The organism is Sulfophobococcus zilligii (assembly GCF_055398255.1).
Map to the genome: position 1 here is coordinate 140,044 of NZ_AP042406.1, position 16,415 is coordinate 156,458.

19 protein-coding genes and 1 pseudogene are annotated in these 16,415 nt (G+C 39.1%); 10 read left to right on the forward strand and 10 right to left on the reverse strand.

Annotated features, from left to right (window positions below):
* Nucleotides 1-15: 15 nt before the first annotated feature.
* A complete protein-coding gene (locus ACZ5YP_RS00715) occupies nt 16-747 on the forward strand; it encodes a HesA/MoeB/ThiF family protein (RefSeq protein WP_464835337.1) in 732 nt (243 codons plus the stop codon).
* 10 nt (nt 748-757) lie between these two features.
* Here the strand turns inward: ACZ5YP_RS00715 and ACZ5YP_RS00720 are convergent, their stop codons facing one another.
* From ACZ5YP_RS00720 to ACZ5YP_RS00730, 3 genes are all read right to left on the reverse strand, one after another.
* Nucleotides 758-1,966 (reverse strand): aminotransferase-like domain-containing protein, encoded by a 1,209-nt coding sequence (locus ACZ5YP_RS00720; protein ID WP_464835338.1) that lies wholly within the window; start codon nt 1,964-1,966, stop codon nt 758-760.
* A 280-nt stretch (nt 1,967-2,246) separates the two neighbouring features.
* Nucleotides 2,247-2,762, reverse strand: a complete 516-nt coding sequence (locus ACZ5YP_RS00725) for a flavin reductase family protein (RefSeq protein ID WP_464835340.1) — start codon at nt 2,760-2,762, stop codon at nt 2,247-2,249.
* A 136-nt stretch (nt 2,763-2,898) separates the two neighbouring features.
* A complete protein-coding gene (locus tag ACZ5YP_RS00730) occupies nt 2,899-3,573 on the reverse strand; it encodes a DUF47 domain-containing protein (protein WP_464835341.1) in 675 nt (224 codons plus the stop codon).
* Nucleotides 3,574-3,644: 71 nt separating this feature from the next.
* On the opposite strand from ACZ5YP_RS00730, the gene ACZ5YP_RS00735 reads away from it, so the two are divergent.
* The 4 genes and pseudogenes from ACZ5YP_RS00735 to ACZ5YP_RS00750 all read left to right on the forward strand — a co-directional run bounded on the left by ACZ5YP_RS00735 (nt 3,645) and on the right by ACZ5YP_RS00750 (nt 7,041).
* Entirely contained in the window at nt 3,645-4,244 is a 600-nt protein-coding gene (locus tag ACZ5YP_RS00735; protein WP_464835342.1) for a SagB/ThcOx family dehydrogenase, read from the forward strand.
* 67 nt (nt 4,245-4,311) lie between these two features.
* The gene (gene pdxS, locus ACZ5YP_RS00740; RefSeq protein ID WP_464835343.1) at nt 4,312-5,310 is read left to right on the forward strand and encodes a pyridoxal 5'-phosphate synthase lyase subunit PdxS; all 999 of its coding nucleotides are present in this window, start codon (nt 4,312-4,314) and stop codon (nt 5,308-5,310) included.
* A gap of 2 nt (nt 5,311-5,312) precedes the next feature.
* A pseudogene (gene pdxT, locus ACZ5YP_RS00745) lies at nt 5,313-5,907 on the forward strand (pyridoxal 5'-phosphate synthase glutaminase subunit PdxT).
* Nucleotides 5,908-5,928: 21 nt separating this feature from the next.
* A complete protein-coding gene (locus ACZ5YP_RS00750) occupies nt 5,929-7,041 on the forward strand; it encodes a pyridoxal-5'-phosphate-dependent protein subunit beta (protein WP_464835344.1) in 1,113 nt (370 codons plus the stop codon).
* A gap of 2 nt (nt 7,042-7,043) precedes the next feature.
* Here the strand turns inward: ACZ5YP_RS00750 and ACZ5YP_RS00755 are convergent, their stop codons facing one another.
* Genes ACZ5YP_RS00755 through ACZ5YP_RS00765 form a run of 3 tightly spaced genes read right to left on the reverse strand, consistent with a single transcriptional unit; the run spans nt 7,044 to nt 10,034 of the window.
* The gene (locus ACZ5YP_RS00755) at nt 7,044-7,568 is read right to left on the reverse strand and encodes a THUMP domain-containing protein (RefSeq protein WP_464835345.1); all 525 of its coding nucleotides are present in this window, start codon (nt 7,566-7,568) and stop codon (nt 7,044-7,046) included.
* Nucleotides 7,569-7,623: 55 nt separating this feature from the next.
* Nucleotides 7,624-8,892 (reverse strand): vWA domain-containing protein, encoded by a 1,269-nt coding sequence (locus tag ACZ5YP_RS00760; RefSeq protein WP_464835346.1) that lies wholly within the window; start codon nt 8,890-8,892, stop codon nt 7,624-7,626.
* A complete protein-coding gene (locus tag ACZ5YP_RS00765; protein WP_464835989.1) occupies nt 8,889-10,034 on the reverse strand; it encodes an AAA family ATPase in 1,146 nt (381 codons plus the stop codon). Before ACZ5YP_RS00765 ends, ACZ5YP_RS00760 begins: the two co-directional genes overlap by 4 nt.
* Before the next feature lie 119 nt (nt 10,035-10,153).
* On the opposite strand from ACZ5YP_RS00765, the gene ACZ5YP_RS00770 reads away from it, so the two are divergent.
* The 4 genes from ACZ5YP_RS00770 to ACZ5YP_RS00785 all read left to right on the forward strand — a co-directional run bounded on the left by ACZ5YP_RS00770 (nt 10,154) and on the right by ACZ5YP_RS00785 (nt 11,772).
* The gene (locus tag ACZ5YP_RS00770; RefSeq protein WP_464835347.1) at nt 10,154-10,612 is read left to right on the forward strand and encodes a GIY-YIG nuclease family protein; all 459 of its coding nucleotides are present in this window, start codon (nt 10,154-10,156) and stop codon (nt 10,610-10,612) included.
* A gap of 2 nt (nt 10,613-10,614) precedes the next feature.
* Nucleotides 10,615-10,911, forward strand: a complete 297-nt coding sequence (locus ACZ5YP_RS00775; protein WP_464835348.1) for a hypothetical protein — start codon at nt 10,615-10,617, stop codon at nt 10,909-10,911.
* 68 nt (nt 10,912-10,979) lie between these two features.
* The gene (locus ACZ5YP_RS00780) at nt 10,980-11,438 is read left to right on the forward strand and encodes an OB-fold nucleic acid binding domain-containing protein (protein WP_464835349.1); all 459 of its coding nucleotides are present in this window, start codon (nt 10,980-10,982) and stop codon (nt 11,436-11,438) included.
* The gene (locus ACZ5YP_RS00785) at nt 11,431-11,772 is read left to right on the forward strand and encodes a PqqD family protein (protein ID WP_464835350.1); all 342 of its coding nucleotides are present in this window, start codon (nt 11,431-11,433) and stop codon (nt 11,770-11,772) included. Before ACZ5YP_RS00780 ends, ACZ5YP_RS00785 begins: the two co-directional genes overlap by 8 nt.
* Nucleotides 11,773-11,938: 166 nt before the next feature.
* On the opposite strand, the gene pyrD is transcribed toward ACZ5YP_RS00785, so the two are convergent.
* The 4 genes from pyrD to pyrF are packed head-to-tail and all read right to left on the reverse strand — an operon-like array spanning nt 11,939 to nt 14,853.
* A complete protein-coding gene (gene pyrD / locus ACZ5YP_RS00790; RefSeq protein ID WP_464835351.1) occupies nt 11,939-12,847 on the reverse strand; it encodes a dihydroorotate dehydrogenase PyrD in 909 nt (302 codons plus the stop codon).
* On the reverse strand, nt 12,828-13,595 hold the full coding sequence (locus ACZ5YP_RS00795) for an iron-sulfur cluster-binding protein (RefSeq protein ID WP_464835352.1): 768 nt from the start codon (nt 13,593-13,595) through the stop codon (nt 12,828-12,830). The genes pyrD and ACZ5YP_RS00795 overlap by 20 nt, the downstream gene beginning before the upstream one ends.
* 2 nt (nt 13,596-13,597) lie before the next feature.
* Nucleotides 13,598-14,191: an orotate phosphoribosyltransferase gene (gene pyrE / locus ACZ5YP_RS00800; protein ID WP_464835353.1), complete on the reverse strand. Its 594-nt coding sequence runs from the start codon at nt 14,189-14,191 to the stop codon at nt 13,598-13,600.
* Complete coding sequence (gene pyrF, locus ACZ5YP_RS00805) at nt 14,173-14,853, reverse strand: orotidine-5'-phosphate decarboxylase (protein WP_464835354.1); 681 nt, start codon at nt 14,851-14,853, stop codon at nt 14,173-14,175. Before pyrF ends, pyrE begins: the two co-directional genes overlap by 19 nt.
* A 104-nt stretch (nt 14,854-14,957) precedes the next feature.
* On the opposite strand from pyrF, the gene ACZ5YP_RS00810 reads away from it, so the two are divergent.
* The gene (locus ACZ5YP_RS00810) at nt 14,958-16,382 is read left to right on the forward strand and encodes a tRNA sulfurtransferase (RefSeq protein ID WP_464835355.1); all 1,425 of its coding nucleotides are present in this window, start codon (nt 14,958-14,960) and stop codon (nt 16,380-16,382) included.
* Nucleotides 16,383-16,415 lie beyond the last annotated feature (33 nt).

Consider the following 16,415-nt stretch of genomic DNA (forward strand, 5'->3'; position numbering starts at 1 on the left):
AAACAGGGTTGTATAATGTCTTTATCTCAACTTGAACTAGAAAGATATGATCGACAATTAAAAATCATTGGTGTTGAGGGACAGGAAAAACTAAAGAAATCCAGGGTATTAGTAGTTGGTGCTGGAGGGCTTGGTTCACCAGTACTATTGTATCTCGCGGCGGCTGGAGTTGGAGAACTAGTAGTTGTAGATGATGGACTAGTAGAATTAAGCAATCTAAATCGTCAAATACTATATCGTACAAGTGATATTGGAAAACCAAAAGTAGATATCGCCTTTGAGAGACTACGCGAGTTAAACCCCCATGTTAAAATTACACCAATACATAAACGTGCTGATAAACAGCTACTAGAAGAACTAGTCCCCAGTGTAGACCTAGTAATAGACGCACTAGACAACTGGGAAACCAGGTTTATACTAAACGAGATATGTGTTAAACACCGGAAACCATTAATTCATGCCGGTGTATACGGGTTATATGGGCAACTACTAGTAGTAATACCAGGTATAACACCATGTCTTCAATGCCTTCTACCACGAAAACCAGCTGAAACAACTGGAATACCCGTCCTAGGTCCAACTCCAGGTGTTCTCGGAGCACTACAAGCAGTAGAGGCGATCAAGATTTTAACAGGGTATGGAAAACCAGCACTCAACAAGTTAATAGTATATGATGGAGTAAACGGTGAATTCACTACTCTACAATTATCACGGAATCCAAAATGCCCCGTGTGTAGTGGATTATAGTATTAAAAAATTAAGCAAGAAGTTCTGCTATTGCTTTTACACCCTCTTCAATCAAGTCTTTCGGCGCCATTGAGAAATTCAATCTCAAAGTGTTTAATCCACTTTCATCTGTAAAGAATGGCGCGCCAGGTATTGCCGCAACTCCTCGTTTCTCTAGTAGTTCCTCTGCAAGCTTCCATCCACTAATGTTTGGTGGTAGCCATAGAAATACAAACATACCTGCTATTGGATGTGTGTGTTTTATTCCAGGTAGGTATTTCTCTATTGCCTGCAACATTAAGTCTCTTTTCTCCTTGTAGGTTCTAACCGCTCTATCTCTAATTTCCTTGAACAATCCCTGCTTCAATATCTTATAAACTAGTAGCTGTGAGGGTACTGGAGCACACATGTCTGATGGGCCTTTCGCGGCCTTGAATACTTCTACTAGTTCACTTGGGAGATGAAGCCAGCCGATTCTAAGTCCTGTTCCAAGTACTTTACTAAAACTGCCCACGTATATTACTCTGTCTTCTCTATCTAGTGATTTAATTGGTTTTACATTGACTGGCTCGTATACGAGGTGGTTGTATGCAGTGTCTTCTACTATTAGCAAGTCGTATTGACTAGCTATTTCTAAAAGGTGTTTTCTTCTATCCATGCTCATTGTTAGCCCAGTTGGGTTTTGACCTGTTGGAATTGTATAGATTAGTTTTGGTGTTTTCTTCTCGGCTTTCAACTTCTTTAATACTGCTTCGAGCTCGCTTGTTTTCATTCCCTCATCGTCCATTGATACGCCTATTAATTTAACACCATATTGTTTCCAAACGAGGAGTGTGTTAACGTATGATGGATTTTCTACTATGACGATGTCTCCGGGATCAAACATTAGTTTTCCTATTAAATCAAGTGCTTGCGACCCGCCGAGTGTAACAATTATATCTTCACTCCTAGCATCTACCCCCTCATACCCCCTCATAAAAGACGCTATTTCCTCTCTTAGTTCTGGTAGTCCCTCTGTTGGAGAGTAAATAACGGATTTGCGTTCTTCAAATACGCTTTTAGCTAGTTCTCCATATAGTTCACGTGGTATTACATCAGGGTCGGGGTCTCCAGCCGCGAAACTTATAACTCTGGTTTCTCTCGACTTCTGCGCGATTTTTGAAACCATTACTCTTATAGGACTTGGCTCTACGAGGTTTACACGACTTGATTCAAACTTAGAGTAATCGGGTTTGGGCACTCTAATACACCGGATTGATATTTATCATATATTCTGATATAAATATTTATTGTATTTTTATACTCGTAGTAGAATTCTATTCTTAGATGCTGAAACCGCCAGTAGCTGAGATTAATGATGAGTAAACAGTCTGCTGAGTAATCGAGGGTAGAATAGGAGATTCAACCCGGCAGAAAGGATTTCGGTGTGAAAATGCTTATTATTTAACCCTTGTATTTTACATGTGCCCCCCTTGCAAGCATCCATAATTAGATAACGAAGGATATTAGCCATAGCGGTGTTATTGTGGTTTTAATACCTCTTTATTAAACGTTGTAAATTTATTCCATGCTAGGTGGGCTAGAAAGCCTGCTTCTGGAACTGGTTCATTGTTTTTAAATGCTGTTTCTTTATAGTGATATCCTACTACTTCGCCAATAAATAATACGTGGTCTCCATAGGGGTGTTTACCAATTACTCTACACTCTAGGTTTGCCAATGCGTTTTCAATAATAGGTGTTTTTACACTACTACCAGGTTTAAATACAAATCCTGTTTTTGATAGTTTACTCGGGCCGTGTTCTGTGCCAGCAATCCACACGTCTCTAAGTAGCTCAACACTTGGAACACTAATAACAAACTCTCCATACTTCTCGACTAGTTTAAATGTATATCTTGAAGGAGCTATTGCAACCGCTACAATAAATGGATTAGCAGAGACAATAGTTACCCAGTCTGCAGCCATTACGTCTACTTCTTCGCCTAGTCTACCAGATACTATTAAATACGTTCTCAATGGGTAGAGTAGTCTATACACTATAGACCACCAAGGTTTCTATTAATACTAGGGGGAGAGTTAAGCTTTATCTAACAGTTTTATGCGAGGAGTATCTGTGTTGATGAGTCGGCTTATTCTTGATTGTTTCTAAGACCCTAGTATAAATGTGGAAGCACTATGTTACCGGGGTTAACCATGCAATAACTAGGAGTTTTATTCTACGGCTCGCTCTAGCACAGGAGTCTGCTGTGTTTTCGAGTAGTGCGTTTAAATCATGTATTAGTAATTGTAGTGCAAATGGCTTTAACTTCTCGCTGAATGAGAGGATTAATCCTCTATTTTCTAATTCTAATTCATCTGCTTTTTCTTCTAACTCGATAATTCTAGATAGTACTTCATCTATTTTCTCATAGTTACCAGTTATTAATATTTTTATAAGATTAGAGAGGCTACTAACCATTTCTGAGACAGTATTAGTTAGTTTTAATAATCCTGTTCTTAATTGAACTGGTACTTCTAGAAAGGGTAGAATAGTGAATTCTCTCGCAGACTCTTTAACTAAATCACCAACGTCATCTACTAGGTTTATCATTGTCAATAATTCTTCTTTTAAACCCGGATCAAGACTTGTATTTGCTATTTCATCTTCTATAATTGATTTAACTCTACTACTCTCATTGAGTAGCTTGACAACTTGTATAAAAGTAGATCTCGACTCACTGATTTTTACATCGTTTAGTAATTTAACAGCTTGTGTAAACTTATCTGAAGCGCTTGTAATCAACTCTATATACTTCTCTAGTGCTTTCATTGCTTTATCTGATAAAACATCAGATAGTAGTAGCTTCAATTACACTCCCTTATTAGTTAAGATTAAAGCAAGGATTTATATATTGGAAATCATAGAGTATTACTACATGTGTGATTGAATTGAGTACTGTAAAGCTCCCCAGTCCAGACATGAATAAACTCCTTGCCCACTTACTAGTTAAGAGAAAGAGTATTAGAAAATATGGAAAAGACAGCGTGGATTTAACCACTCTATCACAACTCTTATGGTATACATATGGATTAATAGATGGAAAGAGAAGAGTTGTACCCTCTGCTGGTGCAACATATCCCGTAGAAGTATATGTAGTTGTAAAAAACGTAGTTGGCCTGGAACCAGGGATCTACAAGTACAATGAATACAATCACACACTAGAACTAGTTAAACAAGGAGACTACTCTAGAGAACTAGCACGTGCATGCCTCGATCAATCATGGGTTAGAAACGCTGTTTTAAACATAGTATTAGTTGCAAGATATGAAAAAACAACTGGATGGTATGGTGAGAGGGGGTTTAGATATATATACATGGAGGCCGGGCATATAGGTCAAAACATATACTTGGCAGCGGCTGAAATGGGGCTGGGTACTGTTGCCGTTGGTGCTTTTAACGACGATGAAGTACTAGGGCTTCTCGGTCTTGGTGAGGAATATATAGCTCTTTATGTTTTCCCTATTGGCAAACCACTATAGTTTTTATTGAACGTTCCACAAGTTTTAACAATCCTTTCTATTAGACAATTATAACTGGTGGTACTACGTGAAACTAATTGATGGATATGCATATCTAGAAAAACTAAGAGACCTCATCTACTCATTGCTAGAAGCAAGAGATAGAGCAATTGAAGCAGGATTAATTGTTAAACAAGCAACTCCACTAGTCAAATACGGTTTTATCTCTATGTTCAAGGGAGGAGTAATAATGGATGTTACTAATCCCGAACAGGCTAGAATCGCGGAGGAGAGCGGTGCTGTTGGAGTAATGGTTTTAGATAAACTCCCATATGATGTTAGAATGGCTGGTGGTGTTGCTAGAACAGCAGATTTAAAAGTGATTGAGAGCGTAATGGAGGCTATAACAATCCCTGTATCAGCAAAGTGTAGAATTGGACACGAAGAAGAAGCAAAATTACTCGAAGAAATAGGTGTTGATTTAATCGATGAAAGCGAGGTTTTAACCCCTGTAGACGAGAAAGCCCATATAGACAAGTGGAAGTTTAAAACACCATTTGTTAATGGAGCTAGAAACCTCCCCGAGGCCCTTAGAAGAATCTATGAAGGAGCTTCAATGATTAGAACAAAGGGAGAACCAGGTACTGGAAACGTTGCAGAGGCCGTTAGACACATGAAAATTGTTAATAGAGAAATAGCTGTTTTAAGGGGATACTATCTCGCAGGAGACTATGAAGCAATATGGGTTTATGCAAAAGAAAACAAAGTACCATACGAACTAGCACTCCTCACAGCTAAACTCGGCAGACTACCAGTTGTAAACTTCGCGGCTGGTGGAATAGCTACACCAGCTGACGCAGCACTCATGATGTGGCTTGGTGCAGACGGCGTGTTCGTGGGTTCTGGTATCTTTAAGAGTAGTGATCCAGCTGCGAGAGCTAGAGCTATAGTGTTAGCCACGGCCTTCTACGACGATCCAGAAACAGTTGTTGAAGCACAGAAAATGGTGTCTGAAAAGAATGCAATGATGGGTATAGACATTAGAACTCTGAAACCAGAACAATTAATGCAGGTAAGAGGTGAGTAGCAGTGAAGATCGGTGTACTAGCTCTACAAGGAGACTTCTTAGAACACGCACAACTACTAAGAGAACTAGGTGTTGAACCAGTATACGTAAAGAAACAAGAACACTTAAATGAAATAAATGCCTTGATAATCCCCGGTGGAGAATCAACCACTATTGGCAACCTAATAGTCTATAGAGGTCTAGCACAAGCAATAACGAGATTCGCCGAAGAAGGCAACCCAATACTGGGTACATGTGCTGGAGCAATACTACTAGCCAAGAAAGTCGTAGATAGAGTAGTTGGTGAAACCAACCAGTTTACACTTGGATTAATGAATATATCAATGACTAGAAACGCTTTTGGAAGACAAAACGATTCATTTGAGACAAATGTGTGGATTGAAGGGATAGGTGAAGTAAAAGCCGCGTTTATTCGTGCACCAATTATATCGAGTGCTTGGAGTCCAGCCAGGATCACAGGGTATATAGAACACCCAGTTATTGGAAAAGTAGGAATCAGCAGCACAACAAGGCAATCTACTAGCTATTTCGTTCCACCCAGAAATCACTGGAGACAAAAAAGTATACGAATACCTTATAAGCATCGCCAAGAAATAATGGAGTAAACGGGATAGTTTATTGTTGAATTACCATGTAAAATGCAGTGTTTGCGGTAGAGAACTAGGAGAAGAAGGGTTTTTAAAGAAGTGTCCTTTTTGCGGAGGCCTTCCCATCATAGAATACAAAAACCATGTTTTTAAAATAGAGCAGTTAAAACCCGGGATAACCAGGTATTCAACACTCCTCCCTGAATTCCCCGTTAAATACACTAGAGGAGAGGGTTTAACGCCAATTATAGAAATAGATGGAGTCTACGTGAAAAACGAGCGTTTTAATCCAACGGGGAGTTATGCCGATAGAGCATCAGCACTTATTACTAGTTATATTTTATCACGTGGATTCAAGAAGATATGGGTGAGGTATGAGCCGGGTTTTACAAAGTCTCTTTCACACTACCTCCCCTCGGGTTTGAAAGTGTATTATTGTATTGAAAAACCACTTGAAGTAGACGTTGAAGAATTATTTACACTAGCTAAGAAAGGAGAACTCGCTACTTGTAGGAACATTGATGGAGTACTAGTAGAGTATACTAGTGCATTGACAATAGAGGGATTGAAAACTATTGTGTTTGAAATATATGAAAAGAAGGTAAAAGGAGACTATATTGTCGTACCAGCAAAAACAGGTGTATTAGCATACTCGCTTGTAAAAGGCCTTAGAGAACTAGAAGAAAGCGGGCTAGATACCGGCTTCGAAGTAGTTGCAGTATTTCCAGAAGACTACATTGTCCCTGATTTTATAAAGAATACACCAAGAGTGAAAATCCTTAAAACCACGAATAGCGAAGTACTTGAATCATTTAACTACCTACTCAAAAAAGGTATTCACACCGCACCACTCTCAGCAATAGGTTTTCAAGTAGCGAGATCGCTAGGTAATTCTATTGCAGTATTAACTATAGGCTACAAGCCGAGAACAAGAAAGAGGAGGAGTAAACTAGCAGAACAGGTATTGAAAACACTTGAAAAACTAGGTAAGGCATCAGCATATGAAATCTGGAGGTATAATAACGAGTATTCTCTGAGAGGTGTCTACAAGACAATTAAATCTCTCGTTGAAGACGGATTGGTTTGTGAAGAACCGGCGAGTAGAGGTAGGCGTAAAATAGTGCTCTACAAGTTGTGCTCGTAAATTCACGGTTTGTCAGACTTCAACGTTATAATATTGTCTGGTGTTGTAACAGTTATTGTTGCATACCTCTTTCTATGGTATAGCTTTATACTTCTAATGTAGACAATGTAGTCTGGGTGTGTTAGTGATACTTGTCTATTTATTCCATTAGCTATTACTTTAATGGCGTCCATTGTGTGAGCCGGTAGTCTGGTTTCAGCCCAGTAGAGTCTACCATGAAGTGTAACTCTAAATGTTTTATCTACTGGTATTTTCTGCTCTGCTAGTTCTCGTGCTTTTTCAGCCACTATTTCAACGTAGGGGTCTACGACCAGGTCTACTGGTATAACCCTGTAGATAACAGGTATTTCTTTAACGTGTTCTCTGAATTGATTGATTGCACTGTATGGATCATCTACTCTCAACAATATCACTGAGGGGCCCTTATCGACTACTACGTAGTCTATGCCTGTACGCCTCAATCTACTCATAATAAATCTATAGTTGTCTAGTCCCTGCTCGTGGGTAATTACTATGTTGAAGCTCATGTTTTACAACCTCTCTTCGAATTGGTGATATTGTTATTATGGATTATATATTGTGTTAATCTATAGCTTTAACCACTCTGATTACCTCGCTTTGAGATAGCTCGACTGCTTTGAGATATATTGTTGAAATTCTCTTGAGGCTTTCGTTATCACCCTTGATCATAACAGTGATTAGTCTTGAAGAAGTCTTTTTCAATGCTTCTCTAAGTGTTCTCTCAGTAATTCTATCTATACCATCTGTAACTAAAACTATAGATGCGTGCTGGATTCTTTTTTCAATTAGATCTCGTAGTGCTGTAACCAGCGCTCTACTAATATCTGTTCCACCAGCATTTTTCATTCTAGCTATATACTCGAATAAACTAGTAACATCCTTCATTTTAGGCTTCTTCGAGAGGTATCTAAGACCGTGGGGTTGGCTATCGAAAAACCTTATATAGAACTCTCTCTTCTCCTTTAAAGACTTGTTTAATAATGCTAAAATGAGTATTTTCGCCCATTTTATCTTCTCGCCCTCCATACTACCGCTTTTATCAACTAAGACGTATACTGGGCCACTAGATTCCTCTATGTATTTACTGTATAGTAGTAGTTGACCTTGTAGTAGTCTATATAGAAATAAGTCTTCGTCTACTAGTAGTTCTCTCGTTGCAATTCTCTCAAGGTCTCTACCGATTTCAAAACCTATTTTCTCTCCACGTCTAGATCTAATTTTCCTCGTAGACCTAGTATAACCTGGAATTGAAATTCCACTTAGTGACTTCAACAATAATTGGATATCTGCTTGTCGTGCTAGTCTAATTAATTCGAGACTGTATTCTTCAATTGATTCAATACTAAATGAGCCTGGTTCAGACCCCTCTAGTAAAACTCTTAATTGATATACTTCGCTAACCTCTCTCAGTGTATCTTCAACTATTTTTTCATGTATTCTCCTATCTGTAGAGCTACTTGTTAATTGATTGTCTTCTTGCCGGTTTTTTACTCCAGATAGCTCTTCATGTATTTTTCCAAGTAGTATTGCTGAGGCCAGTCCACTCATTAATCCATCTAGTATTGTTTTAGATCTTAGTTTTATACCACTGGGTGAAGTCAATAGTGTAGAAACCATGGCTTTATTTACTTCGGGCCCATCCTCCCTCGGGACTGGGGCTGGTAGATAGAGTGTATAATAGATGTCGACTGCGAGTGCAGGGTCTATTTTAACCAGATCTGAGCCGTACAGTGCATAGAGTAGTCTAACTACTTTTTCACCTCTATATTTAACTAGGGGTGAAGAGTAGTCTACTCCCTCGAGGACACCACTGATAGAGTTATTGTTCATGAAATAATCCTCTCTTTGATCAATTCTATTAGTTCTTCTATTTCTACTAGTAGTTTTCTTGTTTTTCCAGCTACTTTGTCATCGCTCGTTTCACGCGCTATTCTCTCTAGTCTTTCACGTGTTTTCTCTAGTCCCCTCAGGTATTCTAGTAGTTTAGGGTCGAATGAAGCTGTCTTAGCAAGATAGTTTTTCACTTCAACGAGATTAGATTCTATTTCGCCTAGTTCATAGATTAATCTTTCTCTTGATCCTAGTTCTTCGAGGAGTATAGCAAATACTTTATCTGCTTCTTCTCTTGTTGATGGAACAGTGTATTTTAATACAAATAAGTCTTCTTCAACAGCTATCATTCTCCCCTTTAAAAACGCGTGTGCAGCTATTAATTTGAGGGTTTTACCCTTTCTTCTATCAGTTAAGTGTATTCCATGGTCTTCGAGAACAGCGTATATTCTTAGCAGTGATTGTTTAATACTTGATAAGTCAACATCTAGTATAAAGTTGTAGATTTGTTTTAATTCACTCATAGAAATTACTGGTTGTGGTGCTCTATACCCTTCTTTCTCGATTCTCCAAGCTGCATCTAGTAGTTTACTCCACTTGTCTTCGCCAACGGGTTTTACAAAGTGTCTTACTAAAAACCTGTCGTATAGTGCTTGATATTCTGGCTCGTCTGGGACATTGTTACTCGCTGCGATCAACGTCCATAATGGTGCTATTATTTCATTGTATCCATCATATATAACCCGCTCGTTTAGAAGAGTGAGAAGTGTATTTAGTATTGCAGAGCTCGCATTGAAGATCTCGTCTAGAAATGCTATTTCAGCTTCTGGTAGTTTACCCTTTGTAACTCTTGCATACCTGCCTTCTTTAAATGCTACAATGTCAATTGGTCCCAGTAGCTCATCTGGCTCGGTGTACTTGGTGAGAAGGTATTTGAAAAACCTTGCTTTGAGTAGGTCGGCAGCCCTTCTAGCCATCGCCGACTTCGCTGTACCGGGTTCTCCAATCAATACAACGTGCTCCATTGTAGTTAGAGCGAGTGTTATAACGAGTGCTTCTTCTTCTCTACCAATAAATGGTTTTTCAAGCTCTGTTTTAAACGTATTAATTAAAGCCATGTATTTCTGTAGAACACTCTCCAGCAATTAAACCACCATTATTCAGCGAGGCAACTCCTCGTCATATCTAATCAGTTGAAACCGGGTGTCATCACACATATTATTAATTTCAAAACACACTTATTTATTCCTGGTAAGGGTTTGTGGACGTTGAAAACTGGAGTGCTTATATACTCGTATTAGAGCTGGATAGAGTGGTTAACATAGAGATACGTCGTAGAAGGCTTAAATTACAACCTGGAATCTACTTCTATGTTGGATCAGCGAGAAAGAGAATAATACAGAGAATTACTAGACACTTATCTAAAAGTAAAAAGAAGTGGTGGCACATAGACTACTTAACAACTCACAATGCATCAAAAATACTCGGGTTTATTCTAGTTAAATCAAGTAATGGAGATTGCGAATCAGAACTTGCAAGTAGATTAAACATGGTTTTAGAAGCAATTCCAAGGTTTGGGCAGAGTGATAAACCAAGAGATATATCCCACTTGTTTAAATGTAGTAGTGACTATACAGATTGTACTTCTCTAGTCTTCAATATAGTTGAAGAGAGTAGTTGCGTTGAAGATGTAGTATACATTGAAAACCAGGTGGGTTAATAATGTATTTTAAACACTATGAAAGAGAACGTGAAAAACAATTAAAGTGTTGTAGTTCACTAGATTACCTCTATGAATTAATGAGAAATATAGACTTCTACACTAGTAATGGATATTTAAATAGTGAGGGAGTTAAACTATTAAATAACGCGTTGAGATTAATAGTCGAGTATTGTCCAGAATACTCTCAAATAGCTAGAAGAGCACGTAAAACACTTGTTTTGGAATACGTGGAAAAACTAGTTGGTTTAATACACGATTATTGTGATCAAACCAGTGATTTAAGCGATCTAGAATAGAAAAATAAGATTTATTAACCTTTACAAACGTGACTAAACACGACGTAACCGTATTCGAGTTGGGTCAAATGGAATCAAGTAGAAAACAAAGTGGGAGCACAGCTCCTACAAATATAATAGATTTGAAATCAGGAATGGAAAACGTAAATGTAGTAGTAAGAGTAATAAGCACAACACCACCAAGAACAATTGAGACAAAGAAGGGAACAAGAACAATAAGCAACGCAGTCGTAGGAGACGCAACAGGACGAGTAGAAGCTGTTCTATGGGGAGAAAAAACAACAGCTCTCAAAGAAGGACAAGTGGTCAGCATACAGGGAGCATGGGTAACAGAATACAGAGGCAAACTACAGTTAAACATAGGTAAAAACACCAGTATAACAGAAGCACCACAAGAAAGCGTACCGGAGGAAATACCCGAAGAAGAACCAAAAGCCACTGGCAGACCCAGTGGTTCAAGACCTTTCAGACCCCAGAGAAGGGGGTTTAAAGGGAGAGGTAGGAGAGGAGGTGAATTCAATGAGTAACGAAGAACACCCACACGAACATGAACACGAACACGTAGAACTAAGTAGAGAAGTACAAGAAAAATACAATTCAATGAAGGATTTAAAACCAATGAGAAAAGGCGAGTTTCTAGGCGCTGAACAAGACAAGTTCTATGTAGCTGTAAGCGAAGAGGAAGTATATGAGTTGTCTCCTCTAGCCTACTATATATGGGCCCTCTGCGATGGAGAACACACAGTTGAATCTATAGCCAATGATATATCTGAAAACGCTCAAGTAGAGTTTAACAGAGTAATAGAGCCTCTAGTAATAGTATTAGAAGAAATGAAGAAAGTAAACCTCGTAGAATACTAGAGTAGACCCGTAAATCCATTCACGTAGATTGTTTTTCACGCTTACCTTGTTCTCCTTTTAACTCATATATAACGGGGCTTCATACAATAATATTTAATGGGATGACCGAAGACTCCAATACCGATCGGTGCGGATACTCCACCCCTAGGGGACCGTTTAATTAGAATTAAACTCTATGAGCTAACCCCACGAGATCCATTATTGATGAAACACCATGAATTTCAATCCACTTCTCCAATCCCTCAAGTATTTCATAGACAATCCTCCTATTTTTCATGAATACACTACCAACTTGTACTGCTCTAGCACCAGCTAGAATAAACTCGGCGACATCGCGCCAACTACTAATACCGCCTACACCAATTATTGGGGCATTGTACTCTCTGTATACCTCGTATACTGCTCTAATAGCTATGGGTTTTATTGGAGGCCCCGATAAACCCCCGTATTTATTTGATAATACTGGTTTACCAGTGTATACATCTATAGCCATTGCTCTAATAGTATTTATTAATACTACCCCGCTAGCTCCAGCTTCTAGTGCTTTACCAGCTGATTCAATGATTTTATCACATAATCCCAGTTTAACGAAGACAGGGGTGTTTATAGTAGAGACTACTTCTTTTACTAGTGTATAGACCATGCTGGGATCTGAACCCAAGTCTAAACCATGTCCTTTTACGTGTGGACAACTCATATTTAATTCAATGGCTGTTGCTCTACACTCTTCTGCTTTAATAGAGACTTCAATGAATTCACTTAGACTGCTTCCACCAATACTTACAATTACTGGTTTTCCATGTCTTCTAGCTCTTTCTACAACGGGGCAGATTCCATTAATTCCAGGGTTGGCGAGTCCCACTGCGTTTAAATACCCCCCGTTATCCAACTCCACAATTATTGGTGGTGGATACCCGTTTCTCGGGTTTTTAGTAAAGGTTTTTGTTACTATACCTGAAAACCCGGCGTTTACTAGTATGTCTACGTGTTCGGGCTCTGAGCCTAGTATTCCACTAGCATTCATAACTGGGTGTTCTAGTTTTAATCCATTTAGTTCAATCATGAGTCGATTCAAGAAACTCGTTCACCTCGTTGCACTTGAATACTGGCCCGTGGATACAGAGGAGTTTGGGTAGTGGTTTTAATACACAGCTACCACAAGCTCCTAGACCACATTTAACCATCGTTTCTAGAGATACATATACTTCAATCGAGGGGTCTATAGTACTACAAATACTTTTCAACATGGGTTTTGGACCAACAGCTATAATAGTACTCCACTTAACACCTTCTTTCTCTATTATATACTGTAGTACTTGGGGAACCATGCCACAAAAACCATATGAACAGTCTTCTGTAGCATAGTATACACTACCCGGGTTTAACGCTACTTTCTCAATATTAAACAACATATCACTTGATTTAACACCCCAGACAACGTCTACTATACAATTATCTATTGTACAATACCTAGTTAGTAGTGGTAGTGGCGCTATTCCAGAGCCGCCGGCAACGAACAGTATTCTATCGTGACCTCTCGTTTTAAACCCGTTTCCTAGAAAGCCTTTTACCCCGAAGAAGCCACTTCTATCTCTAAGACTTCTAGTGCCCTCTCCTACGACTTTAAATATTATTCTAAGTACTTGTTTTTCTTCTTCATAGTCAGCTATAGACATTGGTATTTCGTCTACACCTGGTATCCAGATATTAGTGAATTGTAGTGGTAGTGGCTTTGAGTGTACTGGCTCTACTAGTTTGAACTCTGCTAGGTATAGTGCAGAACTCAACTGCTCGGTTTTTGTTTTCAATGCTGGTTTAAACATTTCTACACCTTGGTAAAGCTCTTTATGTAGTTGGTAATGTTTAGATAGGTTTCAACGTCAATGAATCCCTTTAAGTATAGTTCTCTAAATATATCTAGTGCTGTAGTCAACGAGATTAACTCTACACCATTGGATTTTAATAATTCACGTGCACCCTGGTTTCTATCAACTACTACTACTGCGTAAACCGGGATACCGCCTTCTTCTCTAACATTTTGTATTGCTCGTAGAAGAGAAGCTCCAGTTGTTACAACATCGTCAACCACTACAACTCTTTTACCATTTACATCTCCCTCTACAGCTGATTTAGTACCATGTTGCTTCTTTTCTTTTCTCACGTATACAAGTGGTTTTCCAGTTATACATGAGAGATATGTTGCTAGTGGTATACCAGCTGTTTCCACTCCTGCTATTACATCTATATTGTCGAGTGGTATTCTAGATGCTAGCTCGATTACTACTCTCCTAGCTAGGTCTGGGTAGCTATATAGTTTTCTAATGTCGATGTAGAACGGACTAGTCAGCCCTGAAGACAGTTTAAACTCTCCTATTTTAACCATGCCGTGTTTATAGAGTTCTACTGGTAGCCACGACATCTCCTCCACGCCTCTAACTGAGCACTATATACTCTCTCAGCCACTACACGGGGGTTTTCAGACCTAGTAATCAATCTACCAATAATTTCATAGTCTGCCCCAGCACATATAGCACTACCCGGCTCGGCTCCTTGAACCCCAATGCCCGGTGAATATATCTTTATTGACCCGCCTAATACTCCACGTGCTTTTTTAATCAAGTGTAATCGTGTAGCCGGTAGTACAACACCATGCACGTTGAGATCTACCACCTGCTTTAACAATTCTTCAAAGTGGATATCAAGAAATCTAGTAGCTCCCTTGTGAGTCATTGATACAACTATTATAACGTCTAGTCCCAGCTTTCTCGACTCCTCGACGAGAACATCTAGCGCGCCTTCAACTCCTATAAATCCATGTACTATTACAGCATCCGCGCCGTTTCTAGCTAGAATTGAAATAGTTTCTTTCATTACATCTCCAATTTCTGCGAGTTTAAAATCAACAATTACTCTCCTACCAGATGATTCTTTGACTTCTCTTATAACTCCAACGCCTTCTTTGAGGACGAGTGGCAGTCCAATCTTGTAGGCTGAAACAACGTGTTTGGTTTCTTCAATTATTTCTCGTGTTGACTTATCTCCTTTTAATCCAAATGGTGGATCAAGCGCTAAAACTAACAAGGTGCCCGGTTCAATTTAATTACGTCTAGGGTTTTTAAATACAATAGGTTTCAAAACACATTGTTAGATATATGAGTGGTAAACACTAGTAGAGGTCGACTCCATTGCCCAAATACCTGGTTACAGTGACGGGTGAAATACCATTAAGGTCTTCGAGGACAAGGCCAAGGTTTTACAAAGTATTAATTGACAATATTAGAGACGCCGTAGAGCGAGTTGGAGGTAGAGTAAACACTATTGAAATACTCGAAGCAAAAATACTACTCGACGTAGACCGTGAAGTAGAAGAAGTATTAACACGAGTATTCGGCGTGTATAGAGTTGGAAGAGTATTGGAATACGAATTCAGAGATTTAAAAGACCTAGCTGAATGGGTTGCAAGTAAAGCAACAGGCTATGTCCAGGGAAAGAAGTTTGCTGTTAGAGTAAAGAGGAGCGGTCAACACGATTTTACATCTCTCGACGTTGCTAGAGAAGTAGGCGCACTATTAAAACCATTCTCTAAAGGCGTAGACTTGGAAAACCCCGAGGTAGAAGTCTCTCTTGAAGTAAGAGGTAGCAGGGTATTTCTATACCTAGATACAGCTAGAGGCCCCGGCGGCCTACCGATAGGTGTTGAAGGACGGGGACTAGTATTGTTTTCCGGTGGATTCGACTCACCAGTAGCAGCATGGTTTACAGCGAAGAGGGGTGTGAGAGTAGATTTTCTCCACTATGTAATGGGTTCAACACAGTCTAGTTACAACGCGTTTAGAGTTGCCCAGGAACTAGCTCGTAAATGGCTTTATGGCTATAGACCAGTATTTATAATAGTTGACTTCCGCGACCTACTATACGAGATTACAAAGAAAGTTGAGTGGAGTTATCGACAAGTAGTTTTAAGAGCACTAATGTATATTGTTGGATCTAAAATAGCTGTAAACCAGGGATACGATGTTATAGTAACTGGCGAGTCAATAGGCCAAGCATCAAGTCAGACACTTAGAAACCTTGAAGCAATAGAGCTAGTTTCAAAGCCATTAAAGCCCATTATGAGGCCTCTTGTAGGCTTTGACAAAGAAGAAATTATTGAATACTCTAGGAGAATAGGGCTCTATGAGTTGTCATCTATGGTTGTAGAAGCATGTAGTATTGCTCCAAGTAGAGTAGTTACAGCTGCAGAACCAGATGAACTAACAAGGGAACTAGAGAAAATAAACATGGAGCTAGTGGAGAAAGCAGTGAGAGAAGCAAAAACACTAGACTTACTATCTAGTAACCCACTAGATGTAATTCCAAGTAGTGATCTAGAAATAGACTTTATACCAGTAGAAGCAATAGTAGTTGACGCTAGAAACCCAGAAAACCGCGTGAAAAACCCAATTCATGGAGCAATAGGATTAGAAGAATTGAAAATCGAAGAACTACCAAGAGAAAAACCCGTAATCATAGTCTGTGAAACAGGTGTAAAAAGCCTTTTAATAGCACGTACACTACGTGAACACGGATTGAAAGCTTATAGTTTTAAAGGAGGATATTGTAGAAGATAGCTTTTAAAAACCACTGAGAAAACTAATTACACT

Excerpts from the sequence above, each read along its gene's own strand:
- ACZ5YP_RS00775 (WP_464835348.1), top strand. The coding sequence starts at position 10,615 with ATGTATTTTAAACACTATGAAAGAGAACGTGAAAAACAATTAAAGTGT.
- ACZ5YP_RS00760 (WP_464835346.1), bottom strand. The coding sequence starts at position 8,892 with ATGAACAATAACTCTATCAGTGGTGTCCTCGAGGGAGTAGACTACTCT.
- ACZ5YP_RS00715 (WP_464835337.1), top strand. The coding sequence starts at position 16 with ATGTCTTTATCTCAACTTGAACTAGAAAGATATGATCGACAATTAAAA.
- ACZ5YP_RS00780 (WP_464835349.1), top strand. The coding sequence starts at position 10,980 with ATGGAATCAAGTAGAAAACAAAGTGGGAGCACAGCTCCTACAAATATA.
- pyrE (WP_464835353.1), bottom strand. The coding sequence starts at position 14,191 with ATGTCGTGGCTACCAGTAGAACTCTATAAACACGGCATGGTTAAAATA.
- ACZ5YP_RS00755 (WP_464835345.1), bottom strand. The coding sequence starts at position 7,568 with ATGAGCTTCAACATAGTAATTACCCACGAGCAGGGACTAGACAACTAT.
- ACZ5YP_RS00785 (WP_464835350.1), top strand. The coding sequence starts at position 11,431 with ATGAGTAACGAAGAACACCCACACGAACATGAACACGAACACGTAGAA.
- ACZ5YP_RS00795 (WP_464835352.1), bottom strand. The coding sequence starts at position 13,595 with ATGTTTAAACCAGCATTGAAAACAAAAACCGAGCAGTTGAGTTCTGCA.